Consider the following 16,168-nt stretch of genomic DNA (forward strand, 5'->3'; position numbering starts at 1 on the left):
AAAAGAATTCTTAAAATAAAAAAGGAGCCAATTGGCTCCTTTTTTTTATTCTAGTCGTTTAGCTTTTTTTGCCGCACGTTTTTCTTTCCACATTTCAAGAAGGTTACCACCTAACCAATAAGGCACAACAAATACTAACAAAAATATCATCAGCCAAAAGCCGATGGTAAAAATGGTTAAAAACATTATAAAACCTAAATATTGGTCAAAATCGAACATGTGTTACTATTTTATTCAGCAAAGATAGTTTGAAAAGGATAAAAATTGCAAATCAAATCCAAAAAAAAAGTGAAAATAAATTTCTGTTGGCAAAAATAAATGAGCTATGCTGTACCTTTGTTTTAACTAAAACATAAGAAATGAGCTTTAGAATTGAAAAAGATACCATGGGTGAAGTTAAAGTGCCCGCAGATAAATATTGGGGTGCGCAAACTGAGCGTTCACGAAATAATTTCAAAATTGGAGCAGCCGCATCAATGCCTTTAGACGTTGTTTATGGTTTTGCTTACCTAAAAAAGGCTGCAGCCTATACCAATTGTGAGTTAGGTGTTTTGGCTGAAGAAAAACGTGATTTAATAGCCAAAGTCTGTGATGAAATTCTTGATGGCCAGCATGATGACCAATTTCCATTGGTGATTTGGCAAACGGGATCAGGTACTCAAAGTAACATGAATGTAAATGAGGTTGTTGCTAACCGTGCACATGAAATTGCTGGTAAAACGATAGGTGAAGGTGAAAAAACCATACAACCAAATGATGATGTAAATAAATCACAATCTTCAAATGACACTTTTCCGACAGGGATGCATATTGCTGCATATAAGAAAATTGTTGAAAACACGATACCTGGGGTAACGCAATTACGAAACACCTTAGCAAAAAAATCAGAAGAATTTAAAGAAGTTGTAAAAATAGGTCGCACGCATTTGATGGATGCCACTCCCCTAACCTTAGGACAAGAGTTTTCTGGTTATGTTTCACAACTTGATCATGGTTTAAAGGCTTTACAAAACACGTTAAATCATTTAAGTGAATTAGCGCTTGGTGGTACGGCAGTAGGTACTGGCTTAAACACTCCACAAGGATATGACGTACTAGTTGCTAAATATATTGCTGAATTTACCGGATTACCTTTCATAACCGCTGAAAATAAATTTGAAGCCTTAGCGTCTCATGATGCAATAGTTGAAAGTCATGGTGCACTCAAACAATTGGCAGTTTCATTAAATAAGATTGCAAATGATGTTCGCATGATGGCATCTGGCCCTCGTTCTGGCATAGGAGAAATCATTATACCAGCTAATGAGCCTGGTAGTTCAATTATGCCCGGAAAAGTTAATCCTACGCAATGTGAAGCACTTACAATGGTTTGTGCACAAGTTATGGGCAATGATGTTGCAATATCAGTTGGTGGTACGCAAGGGCATTATGAGTTAAACGTGTTTAAACCAATGATGGCAGCCAATATCTTACAATCTGCTGAACTTATTGGTGATGCATGTGTGAGTTTTGATGAGAATTGCGCAGCAGGTATTGAGCCGAATCATGAAGTAATTAAAGAACTTCTCAATAACTCATTAATGCTTGTAACTGCTTTAAATACTAAGATAGGGTACTATAAAGCTGCTGAAATTGCAAACACAGCCCACAAAAATGGAACTACGCTAAAAGTAGAAGCTGTTAATTTAGGTTATGTTACAGCTGAAGATTATGACGAATGGGTAAAACCAGAAGACATGGTTGGTGGCTTAAAATAGATATAAATAGACCAAAAAAATAAAAGGGATAATCAATTAAGATTATCCCTTTTTATCTATTAATGGTTAGTGTGTACTATTTTAAAGTGAACTTAGAAGTTCCTAATAATTTCAAACCGTCATCATATACATTCACCATGTAGTTTCCATTTTGAAACTCACCAGAAGGCTTATTAATGTAATCACAAACATCTAATGATTTGTTCTCGTAGTAGAAACTAGTTCCTTTGCTATAAGTTACAGAAGCACCAGAATCATTAGTCTTAGAATAGCTTTCTCCAAGAACGTTTCCTTGAGGGTCAAGAACTTCAACAAAAAATTCTCTATCACCCGCTGCTGCAATAACATTATCAGCTACTGTAAAACAGATTTTAAATTTATCAGTTCTCTTAGCTCTAGAAGTTGAAACTAATTTACCGCTTCCTCTTTCTTTTACTGCATCAACATTAAATTTTGATAAGTTTAAAGCAGATCCTTTTTCAACAACATCAGCCAATTGCGTGTTTTGCACAACTAAAGAATCATTAAAAACAGTTTGCTTTTCTAACTCAACATAAGTACTATCACGTTGCATAGCAATCAAAGTGTTAGACTTTGTAAGAGAATCTACTTGTCTTAAAAGTTGCTCTCTTTCAGTCTTTAAAACACCAACTTGTCTTCTGTATCTAGATAAAGAAGCAATATCACCTTTCATGTTCTTTACAGAATCAATGTATTTTGCAATATTATCACGTGCTGATACCAATTCTTCATTGGTTGCATTACTCTCTAGTATAGCTTTATCATATTCAGATTTTAAGCTATTCAAATCTTCAACCACCAATTGCTTTTCTTGAGTTAAAACAGCAGTAGTCTTCTTCTTGTCTTGGTAAAGGCTAACCGTATAAATGATAACTCCTAAAAGAACCACCCCTAGCAAACCTGCCAAAACTTTTAATCCGTTGTTATTTTTTGTTTCAGTCATAATATTAAAGTTAATTTTACTAATTGTAAATTTTGTTTGTATCAGTCTATATACGGCTCAATTTTAATCTTGGATTTTTTAGATGTTAAAATTATTAAACTGCCCTTTTGTAACTAAATAAGGTTGTTTTACCTTTAAGGGTGTTAGATTGTTGCTATGCCATCCCTAAAAATTATACCGTTCGAACCCCAGTATGCAAGGAATTTCTTAGATTTAAATACGATCTGGATTGAAAAGTATTTTCATGTAGAACAGAAAGATAAAGAGCTACTTGAAGACTGCGAAAAAAATATTATTAATAAAGGTGGATTTATTTTTTTTGCCAAATACGATGAAACAATTGTAGGATGCTTTTGTTTTATCAAATTAACTGACAAATGCTTTGAATTAGGAAAGATGGCTGTTGATGAAAACTATCAAGGACTAAAAATTGGTCAAAAACTTTTAAATTATGCCATTGAACATGCCAAAGCGCATAATTGGAAACAAATTATTCTGTACACGAGCGCTAAATTACCTATAGCGCAACATATTTATAAAAAGGCAGGCTTCAATGAAGTTGTAATAGGTGACAACCTAGATTACGCAAGAAGTGAACTAAAAATGGAACTAAATCTCTAAAACATGAAAAATTATATTGGTATTTTAATTATCGGGTTTATTTTATTTAGCTGTAAGGATAAAGTAAAAAACAATCTAGAAGTAGATTCTGAGCCCAGATATGGGCAAACGGACGCCCCACCCCCACCACCTGAAAGTGATAATTCTGAATCAGAAATAAAAATAATACCCATTGAACACGCAACTGTAGTTTTAGAATGGAATAATTATACCTTATATATAGACCCTGTAGGTGGAGCTGCAGCTTTTGAAGGACAAAAACAACCAGACCTTATCATAATTACTGATATTCATGGTGACCATTTAAGTGTTGAAACATTGCAAGCACTAAATACTTCAAAAGCTAAAATTATAGTACCACAAGCCGTAGCTGATAAAATACCACAAGAATTTACACCACAGTTAGACATATTGAATAATGGTCAGTCTAAAGAACGCTATGGAATAACTGTAGAAGCCATACCCATGTACAATTTACGAAAAGAAGCTTTAAAATTTCATGAGAAAGGTCGTGGTAATGGTTATGTTTTAAATATGGGCGGTGAACGAATCTATTTTTCAGGCGATACAGAAGACATTCCTGAAATGCGTGCGTTGAAAAATATTGACAAGGCATTTATATGTATGAATCTACCATATACAATGACAGAAGAAAGTGCTGCCGATGCTGTTCTCGCCTTCAAACCTAAACAAGTTTATCCTTATCATTTTCGTGGGAATCCAAATGTTAGCGATGTAAAAAAGTTTAAAACCCTAATAAATTCAGGTGATTCTGATATAGAAGTTGTACAACTCGATTGGTATCCTAATGATGAGTTTTAAAGATATTATTAACATAAGTAAAGAAAATTAATATTCTTTATTTGATTATAATTCGTAATAAAACTAAAAAAGCTTCTAAGAAATCTTAGAAGCTTTTTTGTACTTTATACTTTAGTTTGATTAACGAATCAATTTCTTGTACTTAATACGTTTTGGCATAATATCAGCACCCAATCGTTTCTTTCTATTCTCTTCATAATCAGAGAATGAACCTTCAAAGAAGTATACTTGCGAATCGCCTTCAAAAGCCAAGATATGGGTACATATACGATCTAAAAACCATCTATCATGCGAAATTACTACCGCACAACCAGCAAAATTTTCAAGTCCTTCTTCTAAAGCACGTAATGTATTAACATCCAAATCATTAGTTGGCTCATCAAGCAATAATACGTTGCCCTCTTCTTTCAATGTCATTGCCAAATGTAGACGGTTTCGTTCACCACCAGACAACATATTTACCTTTTTATTTTGTTCACTTCCAGAAAAGTTAAATCGACTCAAGTAAGCACGAGAATTGACTTCTCGCCCTCCCATCATTACTAAATCTTGTTCATCACTGAAATTTTGCCATATTGTTTTATCTGAATCAATCTTAGTATGACTTTGATCAACGTATGCAATTTTTGCAGTTTCGCCAACTTCAAAACTACCTGCATCAGGTGTTTCTTCACCCATAATCATTCTAAAAATTGTTGTTTTACCAGCTCCATTAGGTCCAATAATACCAACAATTCCCGCTTGCGGTAAATTGAAATTTAGATTCTCATATAATAATTTGTCACCATAAGCCTTACTAACGCCTTTGGCTTCAATAACATTAGTACCCAAACGCGGACCATTTGGAATATAGATTTCTAACTTTTCATCTAATTGTTTCTGGTCTTGGCTCATTAGCTTGTCATAATTCTTCAAACGAGCCTTTTGCTTTGTTTGTCTTCCTTTAGCACCTTGGCGAACCCATTCTAACTCGCGTTCTAGGGTTTTTTGTCTTTTAGAAGCTGTTTTACTTTCTTGCGCCATGCGCTTAGATTTCTGATCCAGCCAACTCGAGTAATTTCCCTGCCAAGGAATACCTTCTCCCCTATCTAATTCTAAAATCCAACCTGCAACGTTATCTAAGAAATAACGGTCATGCGTTACTGCAATTACAGTTCCTTTATAACCTGCTAAATGATGCTCTAACCAATGTACTGATTCTGCATCTAAATGGTTAGTAGGTTCATCTAGTAATAGAATTTCAGGCTCTTGTAGCAATAAACGACAAAGAGCAACCCTTCTTCTTTCACCACCAGATAATACACCAATCTTCTTATCGCCTTCTGGGGTGCGCAAAGCATCCATAGCAATTTCAAGCTTAGTATCTAGTTCCCATGCATTTGAAGCATCAATTTTATCTTGGAGTACCGCTTGCTTGTCCATCAACTTTTGCATTTTATCTGCATCTTCGTAGACTTCAGGCAAACCAAACATGTCATTTATCTTATTGTATTCATCTAGAATAGCAACTGTTTCAGCGACACCTTCTTTTACAATTTCTAAAACTGTTTTTTCTTCATCAAGTTCAGGTTCTTGTTCAAGATAACCAACTTTATATCCTGGAGAAAAAACCACATCACCTTGATAATTTTTGTCAACTCCAGCAATAATCTTTAATAATGTTGATTTACCAGAACCATTTAAACCAAGAATACCAATTTTAGCTCCATAGAAAAAGCTGAGATAAATATTCTTAAGAACAGGGGTATTTGCATTTTTAAAGGTCTTAGTAACCCCAGACATTGAAAAAATGACTTTTTTATCGTCGCTCATTGTAATAGTTTATGAAATTGTAATATAAGTGATAAAGATGCTCCGTATTGGTGCATAATCTCACATTAAAATATTGTCTTGAATATTATACACGCCCTTTTAAGGCATTAAAAACCCACGCAATGGCAAAGAATCCGGCACCTACTGCTGCAAAACCCCAGCCAGCAACATCATCATAGCGAAAAGCACCTAAGGCAATTAATCCTAATCCGACAAAAATCATAATCCATGTGGCCCATGCCAATACGGTATTCTTATTCATTCCCATACATTGTTTGGTTTAGCTTGAAATCCAAATATCGCAAAATTAAGGAGACTATTAAAGGCTTATTGCCAAATATTATTTCTCAAACGGAAAAGTGATTCCTGCTTTAGCTCGAACTGCATCTAAAAGCTCAATGAGGTCTAAACTATTTTGATGTGACCACAGCTCGCTTTCAGTTTTACCTTCTTGAAGACATTTGTGCACTTCTTCAATTTCATGCGTATAACCATATCCATTTCTAGGCAAATCAAAATCTGTTAATTCATCATTCTTTTCTAATGAATACCCTTGAGCTTCATGCCATCGACCAGGGATAAAAAGTGACCCTGTAGCGCCTGCAATTTCAGCTTTACATTCAGAGTTTGTTGAATTACCACTATATAATAAAGCTTGTGCATTTTTATAGTTAAATATCATAGCAGTTTGAATTTCTACACCAGTGGTATGAAATTTAGACGTAGCCAATATTTCTTGGGGTTTACCTAATATCAAATAAGATAAGAAAATTGGATAAATTCCGATATCTAACAAAGATCCACCTGCCAAATCCGGATTCAACAATCTTCCCTTTTCGTCTCTATCTAATCCATAAAAAGCAAAATCTGCTTTTAAATATCCTACATCACCAATCTCATTGGAGTCAATTAGGGCTTTCACTTTTTTAATAGCAGGATTAAATCTGCTCCATAGTGCTTCCATAAAAAATACACCCTTCTCTTGTGCCGCATTCACCATTTGTTGCACCTCATATTTTTTAACCCCACCAGGTTTTTCACAAAGTACATGTTTACCATGTTTAATAGCCAACAATGTTAACTCAGCATGTGAATTATGCGGTGTAGCTATATAAACAATATCAATTTCTTCACTTTTAAATAAAGCTTCATAGCTGGCATAGGCATGTTGGGCTCCATACTCTTTAGCAAAGGCTTTTGCTCTTTCAATACTACGTGAACCAACTGCAGTAATGTGTCCACCTTTAACCAATTGCAAATCTTGAGCGAACTTATGCGCTATCTTACCGGGGCCAGCGATTCCCCATCTGATTTCATTTCCCATATTCAAATTTTATCCTTTAAAAGTAATCATTTTAACTCCTTATCTTTACTATATATTTAAAGTTCTATTCATGGATATCGACTTCAACAAAAACGAAGATCACAATAAACTTTTACTTTCTGACCTTAAAAAAAGGTTGGCACAAGTTAAACTTGGTGGTGGAAAAGCACGATTAGAGAAACATCGCGCAAAAGGTAAATTAACTGCTCGTGAACGCATTGAGTACCTTTTAGACAGCAATAAGAAAAGTATTGAAATAGCTGCATTTGCTGGAGACGGTATGTATGAAGAACATGGCGGTTGCCCATCTGGCGGAACCGTTATTAAAATGGGATATATTGGTGGAAAACAATGCTTAGTAGTTGCAAATGACGCTACTGTAAAGGCCGGAGCTTGGTTTCCTATTACGGGAAAAAAGAATCTGCGTGCCCAAGAAATAGCCATTGAGAATCGGCTGCCTATTATTTATTTGGTGGATAGTGCTGGGGTTTATCTACCGATGCAAGATGAAATTTTTCCTGATAAAGAACATTTCGGTCGCATCTTTAGAAACAACGCAATAATGAGTAGCATGGGTATTACTCAAATTGCAGCAGTAATGGGAAGTTGTGTTGCTGGTGGTGCCTATTTGCCAATTATGAGTGACGAGGCTTTAATTGTAGATAAAACTGGAAGTATTTTTTTAGCTGGAAGTTATCTAGTAAAAGCTGCCATTGGAGAAAGCATTGATAATGAAACTTTGGGCGGTGCAACCACGCATTGTGAAATTAGCGGCGTGACTGATTATAAAGCCAAGGACGATAAAGCGTGTCTCGATAAAATAAAAAACATTGTTGATAAAATTGGTGATTATGACGAGGCAGGATACAATAGAAAAAAATCTATAAAACCTAAAGAAAACCCAGAAGATCTATACGGACTTCTACCTGCTTCTCGTTCTGCTCAGTATGATATGACTGAAATTATCAAACGATTAGTAGACGATTCAGAATTTGAACAATATAAAGAAGATTATGGCAAAACTATTTTAACTGGTTATGCAAGAATTGATGGTTGGGCCGTTGGCATAGTTGCTAATCAAAGAAAAGTGGTAAAAAATGCCAAAGGAGAAATGCAATTTGGTGGTGTTATTTATTCAGATTCCGCGGATAAAGCAACACGGTTTATAGCAAACTGCAACCAGAAGAAAATTCCACTAGTTTTTATTCAAGACGTTACTGGATTCATGGTTGGTAGTAAAAGTGAACATGGTGGCATTATTAAAGACGGAGCCAAAATGGTAAATGCGGTAAGTAATTCTGTAGTGCCAAAATTCACTATTATCATTGGTAATAGCTATGGCGCAGGTAATTATGCCATGTGTGGCAAGGCCTATGACCCAAGATTAATCACAGCTTGGCCAAGTGCAGAACTAGCGGTTATGAGTGGAAAATCGGCCGCCAAAGTATTACTTCAAATAGAAACAGCTTCTTTAAAAAAGAAAGGAGAAGAAATTACTCCTGAAAAAGAAAAAGAACTTTTTGATAAAATAAAATCGCGTTATGATAATCAGATTTCACCTTATTATGCGGCTTCCCGTATTTGGACAGATGGAGTAATTGATCCATTAGAAAGCAGAACATGGATTTCAATGGGCATAGAAGCTGCTAATCATGCACCTATTGAAAAGCCCTTTAATATGGGTGTTTTACAGGTTTAATAACTCTATAGTTTCTTTTCTTTGGATTTTACCCGTTTTGGTCTCAATAAATATGGGTAGGGAATAAACTTCTTTGGGCTTTTCGTATTTACTTATGGATGAAAGTTGACTAATTTCTGTCATTAGTGTAGGTGCACTTATTTCACCTTCAACTATCAAAACCAACTTTTGTCCTAATTTTTCATCTAGGAGTCCTGCAACAAAAAATCGGTTTGTGATTATAGGTGTAAGTTTAGATTCAATTTGTTCTGGAATCAATTTTACACCACCAGAATTTATAATAGAATCAAAACGGCCTAACCATTCAAACTCAATTTCTGAAATCAAGTTTACCACATCATTTGTTACCACTACTTCATCTGATACTTTAGGTGCATTAATAACAAGACAATTGCGCTCATCAATTGAGAATGCTATATTCGGCAAAGCTTTATAGGTGGCATCGGTAACGCCCAAATTGAAATTTATATTATTAATTTTCTTTATAGCAACATGGGTAATGGTTTCTGTCATACCATAGGTTTCATAAATATGGCATGAAGTGTTTTGTATTTTGTTTTTTAATACTTGAGAAACAGCGGCTCCACCAACAATTAAAGTGTTTATTTGGTTAATAGTATTAATAGAATTTTGAAGCTGCATAGGCACCATTGCGCAAAAATCATAATGTTTACCATTAGTAACGTTTAGTGGATCTGAAGACGGACTAACACAATCTAATTCTAGCCCCAATACCATAGCCCTAACGAGCATCATTTTACCTGCGATGTAATCCGCAGAAAGACACAGTAGTGCACTATCTTTTGGTTTTAGTTTAAAATACTCACCCGTAGCCAAAGCTGAATTGACCATTTTTGATTTATACAGTTCAACTTCTTTAGGCTTTCCGGTAGAACCCGAAGTAGACACTTTTACAGTTTCATTCTCATCTAACCAATTCAGTAGAAATTCACCTATTGAACGTTCATTAGTAGCGCCTTTCTTAACATAATCCCTGCTAAGGCTTTGTAATTCTTCAATTGTATACGAAGAACCATTGAATTTAAAATGATTATGAAGGGTTTTGTATTTCTCCATTGTTTTGGTCTAGAGCTAGAAATTCTTCCTCTGAATATACTTTACCTGCAAGGCGTTCTTTCCAATTAGACCAGCCGTATTTCTTTGAAAAAATAAATAGTAAAATAGGGTAAATTACCAATACTGGCACAAAAACATCCCAACCTAAGGCAGGCTCAGAAATATCTCGATAAAGTGAATGTGTTTGAAAAGCTGTCCAATCTGCAGTAACTAAAAGTGCGGTAATTAAATTATTTGAAGCGTGAAAACCAAGTGCTAACTCAAGACCTTCATCCATCAAAGCTAAAATTCCCAGAAAAAAACCTGTTCCAATATAATACACCATTATTCCGTAACCCAACTTTTCTACTTCAGGATTAAACAGGTGCATTACGCCAAATAATACCGAAGTTATCACCAGTGGAAGCCATCTGTTTTTTGCCATTATTCCAATACCTTGCATCATATAGCCGCGCATAAAATACTCTTCCATACTTGTCTGAATGGGTATCATTATAACTGCAATAACAGCTAAAATTATAAAATTGTTTAGCTCAAAATTCCATACATAATCATCTGGAGAAACATAAATATCAATAAGTACAAATACTACAGATATCACACCCCAAATAATAAAAGCAAAGAATATTCTTCCCCAGTCAATTTTCTTTCGTGAGGTTGTTAAACTAGTAATTGATTGCTTATGAATGCACTTTACGTAAATAAATAGACTCACTAAACCAAATGCAAAAGATAGCAACATGTAAAATAAAAATGGATTTGATCCTAGAACAGCAGAAATCGCTGCGATATCACCACCTGCTAATGCAGACAAAGAGTCTGATTTTAGCACTAATGCTATTAATAATGGAATAGATCCCAAAAATTGCCAAACAATTATTATACTAATAATACCGATAACAAAGCGCCAGCTTTCAGATAATCCCTTATACGCTTGTTCTATATACATACTTTTTCAATTTTTTTTGTATTCCATTTTTTAGATTGGCTGTAATAAATATGTCCATTTTCAACAGTCAATGGACTTTCTATATTATTAGTATATAAAGCCCCAGTGCCTAAACCCTGTGGCATATTATTATTGAGTGTGTACGTCCATTGCGAAATGGCATTAAGCCCAATATTACTCTCTAATGCACTTGTAACCCACCAACCAATATTATATTTTTCAGCAAGCGAAATCCATTCTTCACAACCATGAAAACCACCAATTAAACTTGGTTTCAAGATAATGTATTGGGGACGAATTGCACGCAACATTTCTTCTTTTTCGATTTTATCTGTAATACCAATTAACTCTTCATCTAAAGCAATGGGTAGCGGAGATTCTTGACAAAGTTGATTCATTCGCACATAATCACCCGGCTGAATGGGTTGCTCAATTGAATGTAAACCAAAGGTTGCTAAAGTATGTAACTTTTCTAAAGCGTCTACCGACGAAAAGGCACCATTTGCATCAACTCTTATTTCTAAAATTTCTTTAGAATAGTTTTTTCGTAGTGAGTCTAATAACTTTATTTCTTGATTGAAATCAATAGCCCCTATTTTTAACTTAATACATTGAAAACCCTCGGCTAGTTTTTGTTGAATTTGTTTGTTCATAAAATCAAAATCACCCATCCAAACTAAGCCATTAATAGGAATTGTTTTTTCCTCTTCTGTAAAATCAGTAGAAAACAATTTAAAAGGGTCTGAAGATTCAAAAGACAGAAAGGCCTGTTCTACCCCAAATTGAATACTAGGATAATTTATTAATGCATGCCACAATACATCTGTACCCAAATGAATATTATCGCAAGTCCACTGTAACTTTTGCTCATATTCTGGAACATCATCTATGCTCAATCCTTGTAAAAGACCACATTCACCAATACCAAATTTATCGTCATCATGTAAAGTTAGGTACCAAGTTTCCTTGTGAATTAACACTCCTCTTGAGGTACCGCTAGGTTTTTTAAAATCAATTATGTGTTTTTTATATGATGCTTTCATCCGAAGACAACAAATTTAATTATATTTTACGGCAATAAAGGATACAAATGACCAAGATCGACGGAAAAACAATTTGGATTACAGGTGCATCATCAGGTATTGGTGAAGCTTTAACTTATGCTCTAGACAAAAAGAATTGTAAACTTATAATTTCTGCAAGGCGATTACAAGAGCTAAAGCGCGTAAAGGCCAACTGTTTAAATGAAAACAATATTTCAATCTTAGAATTAGATATAGCCGATATTGATGTTGCTAAATCAAAAGTAAACGAAGCAATTTCAAAATTCGGTCAGATAGATTTTTTAATAAACAATGCCGGAATTAGTCAAAGATCATTAATTATTGATACAGACATCGCAGTAGATAAAAAACTAATGGATGTAAACTACTTAGGTACTGTGGCATTGAGTAAAGCTGTATTGCCACATTTTATTAAAGGTGGATCAGGCCATTTTGTAACAGTATCAAGTTTGATGGGAAAATTTGGTTCTCCCTACCGTTCAGGGTATTGCGGTGCAAAACATGCGTTGCATGGCTTTTTTGATGTACTACGAATGGAACATGAAAAAGACGGTATAGCTGTTACCTTAATTTGTCCGGGTTTTATTAATACCAACGTTGCAAAAAATGCCTTAACTGGCAGCGGTAACGCACAAGAACATAATGATACTGCTACTGAAAACGGAATTTCAGCTGAGCTCTGTGCAAAAGAAATAATTAAAGCTATTGAACGGCGAAAATATGAAGCTTATATAGGTCGTAAAGAAAAATTTGCTGTTTATGTAAAGCGATTTTTCCCGAAATTACTACATCGGTTAGTACTCAATATTGATGTGCGATAAATTACTTGAAATTAAACCAAAAACGAACACCCTCATTACTTTTATCTACATTAAGAACGGTTTGTAATTGATTAGCTAAACGATTCATCAAACGTAAACCCATAGAACTATTTGCACGCTCATCAGTATCTTCAGGAAGTCCGATACCATTATCTGTATATTCAAAGAAACCTTCTTCACCTTTGGTTCGTCTTAGGTGAATATAGATTTTTCCGTTTTCTTCATCATTCGGAAAAGCATATTTAAATGAATTTGATACCAATTCATTTAAAATTAGGCCAAATGGTATTGCGCGATCAATATCTAATTGAACATCTTCAGCATCAATGGTAATATTAATATTATGTCCGCCCTTTTTATAAACTGATTGTACACTGTTTATTAAACTTTCAATATAACCTTGCATTTCAATGACTGAAAGATCATCATGCTGATACAATTTTTGGTGAATCAAAGCCATCGCCTTTACCCTACTCTTACCTTCTTCCAGCGCTTCAATTGCAGCCTTACTTCGGGTATTTTTAGTCTGTAAACTTAATAGACTCGAAACCATTTGCAGATTATTCTTAACTCTATGGTGAATTTCTTTTAGCAAAGAATCTTTCTCAACCAAAGAACTCTCAATAATTTCCTTTTGTCGTGCAATTAAGCGTTGATTTTTTAGACTCCTCATATAAGCATAAACAAGACCTGCTAAAAAAAGCAGTGTTAGAACTAATGAGATAATTACATAATCATTACGTTTCTTTTGAATAAGAGCATCTTTACTTCCTTGTTCTAATAAGGCTCGTTGCTTAGAAATCATTTCTTGATTATTCTTCATATCACGCCCCATTACAGACGCTAGCATTTGCTTTCTTACCTCTGAAGATGTTATTGCCAATGAATCATGAATTCTTAAATTTTTCTTGAAATACTGGGTTGAATTATTATAATCACCAGTCTTTTCATAAAAAGCCGCAAACAATCTATTCTTTTTTAAAACATCTATAGTTCTTTTAATATCAAGATCATCACTTAAATAATCAGTTGCTTTTTCAAAATCTTCAAGTTGAATATAGCATTCAGCAAGTGCTAATGAATTTTCTATAAAATCTTGTGAATATTTACCAGCACTATGTTCTTTAATTAGTTCAAGACTATTTTCTAGTTTCGGAATAGCCAACTCATAATTTTTCATTTGAGCATGACACTTTCCAATATTACCTTCAATCTTGCCTTTTAACAAAAATCCTTTAGTTTCTTCCTTTTCAGTTTTGGTTAACATGATATCATTGATATACACTTCTGTATACCCATATGCCTTTTTGTAATTACTTAAAGCTGTAGGTGTTGAGCCGTCTAACCGCAAAAAATTTCCAATATTATTATAAAAATCAGCTTGAGCAAAAGAGTCTTTATCATTAACATTAGGCTTTATCTTATCATAATAATCATCAATAGCGGCGCGGTACATTCCTAAATTAGAATAGATATCATAGAAATAAACATTCTTAATGATGCCCAATTCTTTTTTCTTTTCACGAATATCCATTTGGTTATCATACAACTCTAATTGCCCATAAGTTCGGTCCATGATATTTAAAAGAGCAGCTTTCTGTTCAATATCAAGCGAATCAATATCATCATACACTTCTTTGGCCACTGTCAAGCCTTTATCAAAATCACCTAGGTCATGTAAAATCTGTGATTGAATTAGCATATAGTTACGTATGCCAGTAGAATCCCTATTCTTTTCAGCATTTACTTTATAATCGTTTACACTATCAATCCAATCATAAGCTGAATTTTCTTGATATCTGTTTGATGAATTAAAGAAAAAAGTAAATTGCGCCGTAGAGCCGTCAAGATTAAGAAAGCTTTCATAAGCATTGACCTCAGGCAATTCAGATTCTTGACCATGAATTGTCAAAATCGAAAGACCACAAAAGAAAACTATACTAAGAAATTTGTTGAGCAACTTTTTCATGATTTACTACAAGGAACAACTGAAAACATTATATAATTCAACGGTTTGTACGCGAATTTGTTGTCGCTAATTAACGTTATTGACATATATTATTCAATTTTAAACGTTGTTTTACCATGATTATCGTTTTCTACAGGTTTTAGTGGTATAAGGAATTAAATTTTCATTTAAAAAACAGCATTTTAGCTGTATTTAAAAAGGAATACCCTAAATGGATGTAATAAATACCATTAGCCCAATTGTTCAAAATTAACCTTAAGTAAATTTTTCGTGCTTATATTGTTGTGTAAGTTTAAAATAATGTTGTGAAAGTAAAAACACTGCCAAAATGATGTATTTCACCGAATATTTTGGTATTTAATAGAATGTCAAATCGTATTGAAAAAGAATTTTCTTACACATTTAATAGGTAATTACTTATTAATATCCTCCTCAAATTATAGTCATAAAAAAAGGTGCCTGTAAAGCACCTATATTTCAATATTATGTTTGTAATATCAAGAATTCATTGCAGAGATAATAAATTCTTTAAAATCTTTAGAAATTGGAATAAGCGTCTCATTAATCATAATATCTTTTGAGTTAATAGCATCAATATGATCTACATTAACTATATATGATTTATGTGCCCTGTAAAATTTGTTCTTAGGCAATTTCTCTAAATAGTCTTTTAGTGGAGAACGAACTAAGAATTTTTTGTCAACCGTATTTACTTCTAAATAAACATTATCAGCTTTAATAAATTGAATGTCACCAAACTGAATTCTATAATACAAATGTTGCTTTTTAACAAAAATAGAATCCTTTAATACTGCATTAGACATTGGACCATCAGCAACAGGTGCTTGTGCAGCTTGACTGTTTCCATCTTTTGGAACATAAATAAAATTTGAAAGCGCAATTTCAATTGATGTATACAAATCTTGTTGTTCAAAAGGCTTCACTAGATAACCATTTGGTTTAACAGTTTTTGCATTCTCAACCGTTGCTCGATCTGAATTTGATGTTACAAAAATAAATGGGATACTATAATTTTCACGAATATGTTTACCAAGGTCAATACCCGTTTTATCAGAGGCTAAGATTATATCTATTAACACAAGATCAACCTCTTTTGTTTTCAATACTTCAACAGCTTGCTCATAAACAATTACGTTATCGACTATTTCATAGCCAATTTCTTCAAGCATAGATTGCATATCATCTGCGATGATTACATTGTCTTCAACGATAAGAATTCTAATTGGTTGTTCCAAGATGTGGGTTATTTAGGTGGTTAGCATTTCAAA

The 16,168-nt window shown here is 33.9% G+C and carries 15 protein-coding genes; 5 read left to right on the forward strand and 10 right to left on the reverse strand.

Features of this window, described 5'->3' with window-relative positions; genetic code table 11:
• Positions 1 to 45 precede the first annotated feature (45 nt).
• Positions 46 to 219, reverse strand: a complete 174-nt coding sequence (locus tag JQC67_RS14715) for a hypothetical protein (protein WP_203253680.1) — start codon at positions 217 to 219, stop codon at positions 46 to 48.
• Positions 220 to 359: 140 nt separating this feature from the next.
• On the opposite strand from JQC67_RS14715, the gene fumC reads away from it, so the two are divergent.
• Positions 360 to 1,757: a class II fumarate hydratase gene (gene fumC, locus JQC67_RS14720; RefSeq protein ID WP_203253681.1), complete on the forward strand. Its 1,398-nt coding sequence runs from the start codon at positions 360 to 362 to the stop codon at positions 1,755 to 1,757.
• 76 nt (positions 1,758 to 1,833) lie between these two features.
• Here fumC and JQC67_RS14725 read toward each other — a convergent pair whose 3' ends face one another.
• Positions 1,834 to 2,721: a hypothetical protein gene (locus tag JQC67_RS14725; RefSeq protein WP_203253682.1), complete on the reverse strand. Its 888-nt coding sequence runs from the start codon at positions 2,719 to 2,721 to the stop codon at positions 1,834 to 1,836.
• A 156-nt stretch (positions 2,722 to 2,877) separates the two neighbouring features.
• Between JQC67_RS14725 and JQC67_RS14730 the strand changes: the two genes are divergently transcribed.
• Together JQC67_RS14730 and JQC67_RS14735 are read left to right on the forward strand one after the other, a co-directional pair.
• Entirely contained in the window at positions 2,878 to 3,342 is a 465-nt protein-coding gene (locus tag JQC67_RS14730; protein WP_203253683.1) for a GNAT family N-acetyltransferase, read from the forward strand.
• A 3-nt stretch (positions 3,343 to 3,345) separates the two neighbouring features.
• Positions 3,346 to 4,164 carry an MBL fold metallo-hydrolase gene (locus JQC67_RS14735; RefSeq protein ID WP_203253684.1) on the forward strand — a complete coding sequence of 273 codons (819 nt, stop codon included), beginning with the start codon at positions 3,346 to 3,348 and terminating at the stop codon, positions 4,162 to 4,164.
• A 120-nt stretch (positions 4,165 to 4,284) separates the two neighbouring features.
• Here JQC67_RS14735 and ettA read toward each other — a convergent pair whose 3' ends face one another.
• The 3 genes from ettA to JQC67_RS14750 form a co-directional block, all read right to left on the reverse strand.
• On the reverse strand, positions 4,285 to 5,976 hold the full coding sequence (gene ettA, locus JQC67_RS14740; protein ID WP_203253685.1) for an energy-dependent translational throttle protein EttA: 1,692 nt from the start codon (positions 5,974 to 5,976) through the stop codon (positions 4,285 to 4,287).
• An 85-nt stretch (positions 5,977 to 6,061) separates the two neighbouring features.
• Positions 6,062 to 6,244 (reverse strand): CAL67264 family membrane protein, encoded by a 183-nt coding sequence (locus JQC67_RS14745; RefSeq protein WP_203253686.1) that lies wholly within the window; start codon positions 6,242 to 6,244, stop codon positions 6,062 to 6,064.
• 72 nt (positions 6,245 to 6,316) lie between these two features.
• A complete protein-coding gene (locus JQC67_RS14750) occupies positions 6,317 to 7,300 on the reverse strand; it encodes a Gfo/Idh/MocA family protein (RefSeq protein ID WP_203253687.1) in 984 nt (327 codons plus the stop codon).
• Between the two features lie 70 nt (positions 7,301 to 7,370).
• On the opposite strand from JQC67_RS14750, the gene JQC67_RS14755 reads away from it, so the two are divergent.
• Positions 7,371 to 8,999 (forward strand): acyl-CoA carboxylase subunit beta, encoded by a 1,629-nt coding sequence (locus tag JQC67_RS14755; protein ID WP_203253688.1) that lies wholly within the window; start codon positions 7,371 to 7,373, stop codon positions 8,997 to 8,999.
• Here JQC67_RS14755 and JQC67_RS14760 read toward each other — a convergent pair.
• From JQC67_RS14760 to JQC67_RS14770, 3 genes are read right to left on the reverse strand one after another with little or no spacing between them, the layout of a single operon-like run.
• On the reverse strand, positions 8,988 to 10,076 hold the full coding sequence (locus JQC67_RS14760) for an AMP-binding protein (RefSeq protein WP_203253689.1): 1,089 nt from the start codon (positions 10,074 to 10,076) through the stop codon (positions 8,988 to 8,990). The two genes, JQC67_RS14755 and JQC67_RS14760, sit on opposite strands and share 12 nt — an antisense overlap.
• Positions 10,051 to 11,025: a CPBP family intramembrane glutamic endopeptidase gene (locus tag JQC67_RS14765; RefSeq protein ID WP_203253690.1), complete on the reverse strand. Its 975-nt coding sequence runs from the start codon at positions 11,023 to 11,025 to the stop codon at positions 10,051 to 10,053. Before JQC67_RS14765 ends, JQC67_RS14760 begins: the two co-directional genes overlap by 26 nt.
• Positions 11,016 to 12,068: an o-succinylbenzoate synthase gene (locus JQC67_RS14770; RefSeq protein WP_203253691.1), complete on the reverse strand. Its 1,053-nt coding sequence runs from the start codon at positions 12,066 to 12,068 to the stop codon at positions 11,016 to 11,018. The genes JQC67_RS14765 and JQC67_RS14770 overlap by 10 nt, the downstream gene beginning before the upstream one ends.
• Positions 12,069 to 12,115: 47 nt before the next feature.
• Between JQC67_RS14770 and JQC67_RS14775 the strand changes: the two genes are divergently transcribed.
• Positions 12,116 to 12,910, forward strand: a complete 795-nt coding sequence (locus JQC67_RS14775; RefSeq protein WP_203253692.1) for an SDR family oxidoreductase — start codon at positions 12,116 to 12,118, stop codon at positions 12,908 to 12,910.
• Between the two features lies 1 nt (position 12,911).
• On the opposite strand, the gene JQC67_RS14780 is transcribed toward JQC67_RS14775, so the two are convergent.
• Positions 12,912 to 14,879, reverse strand: coding sequence for a tetratricopeptide repeat-containing sensor histidine kinase (locus JQC67_RS14780; RefSeq protein WP_203253693.1), 1,968 nt, complete (start codon positions 14,877 to 14,879; stop codon positions 12,912 to 12,914).
• 497 nt (positions 14,880 to 15,376) lie between these two features.
• Positions 15,377 to 16,135: a LytR/AlgR family response regulator transcription factor gene (locus tag JQC67_RS14785; protein WP_203253694.1), complete on the reverse strand. Its 759-nt coding sequence runs from the start codon at positions 16,133 to 16,135 to the stop codon at positions 15,377 to 15,379.
• Positions 16,136 to 16,168: the final 33 nt, after the last annotated feature.

Source organism: Aurantibacter crassamenti, assembly GCF_016811105.1.
Classification (GTDB): domain Bacteria; phylum Bacteroidota; class Bacteroidia; order Flavobacteriales; family Flavobacteriaceae; genus Aurantibacter_A; species Aurantibacter_A crassamenti.

Excerpts from the sequence above, each read along its gene's own strand:
- JQC67_RS14750 (WP_203253687.1), bottom strand. The coding sequence starts at position 7,300 with ATGGGAAATGAAATCAGATGGGGAATCGCTGGCCCCGGTAAGATAGCG.
- JQC67_RS14760 (WP_203253689.1), bottom strand. The coding sequence starts at position 10,076 with ATGGAGAAATACAAAACCCTTCATAATCATTTTAAATTCAATGGTTCT.
- fumC (WP_203253681.1), top strand. The coding sequence starts at position 360 with ATGAGCTTTAGAATTGAAAAAGATACCATGGGTGAAGTTAAAGTGCCC.
- JQC67_RS14715 (WP_203253680.1), bottom strand. The coding sequence starts at position 219 with ATGTTCGATTTTGACCAATATTTAGGTTTTATAATGTTTTTAACCATT.
- JQC67_RS14730 (WP_203253683.1), top strand. The coding sequence starts at position 2,878 with ATGCCATCCCTAAAAATTATACCGTTCGAACCCCAGTATGCAAGGAAT.
- JQC67_RS14755 (WP_203253688.1), top strand. The coding sequence starts at position 7,371 with ATGGATATCGACTTCAACAAAAACGAAGATCACAATAAACTTTTACTT.
- JQC67_RS14725 (WP_203253682.1), bottom strand. The coding sequence starts at position 2,721 with ATGACTGAAACAAAAAATAACAACGGATTAAAAGTTTTGGCAGGTTTG.
- JQC67_RS14775 (WP_203253692.1), top strand. The coding sequence starts at position 12,116 with ATGACCAAGATCGACGGAAAAACAATTTGGATTACAGGTGCATCATCA.
- JQC67_RS14735 (WP_203253684.1), top strand. The coding sequence starts at position 3,346 with ATGAAAAATTATATTGGTATTTTAATTATCGGGTTTATTTTATTTAGC.
- JQC67_RS14765 (WP_203253690.1), bottom strand. The coding sequence starts at position 11,025 with ATGTATATAGAACAAGCGTATAAGGGATTATCTGAAAGCTGGCGCTTT.
- JQC67_RS14745 (WP_203253686.1), bottom strand. The coding sequence starts at position 6,244 with ATGGGAATGAATAAGAATACCGTATTGGCATGGGCCACATGGATTATG.
- ettA (WP_203253685.1), bottom strand. The coding sequence starts at position 5,976 with ATGAGCGACGATAAAAAAGTCATTTTTTCAATGTCTGGGGTTACTAAG.
- JQC67_RS14770 (WP_203253691.1), bottom strand. The coding sequence starts at position 12,068 with ATGAAAGCATCATATAAAAAACACATAATTGATTTTAAAAAACCTAGC.
- JQC67_RS14780 (WP_203253693.1), bottom strand. The coding sequence starts at position 14,879 with ATGAAAAAGTTGCTCAACAAATTTCTTAGTATAGTTTTCTTTTGTGGT.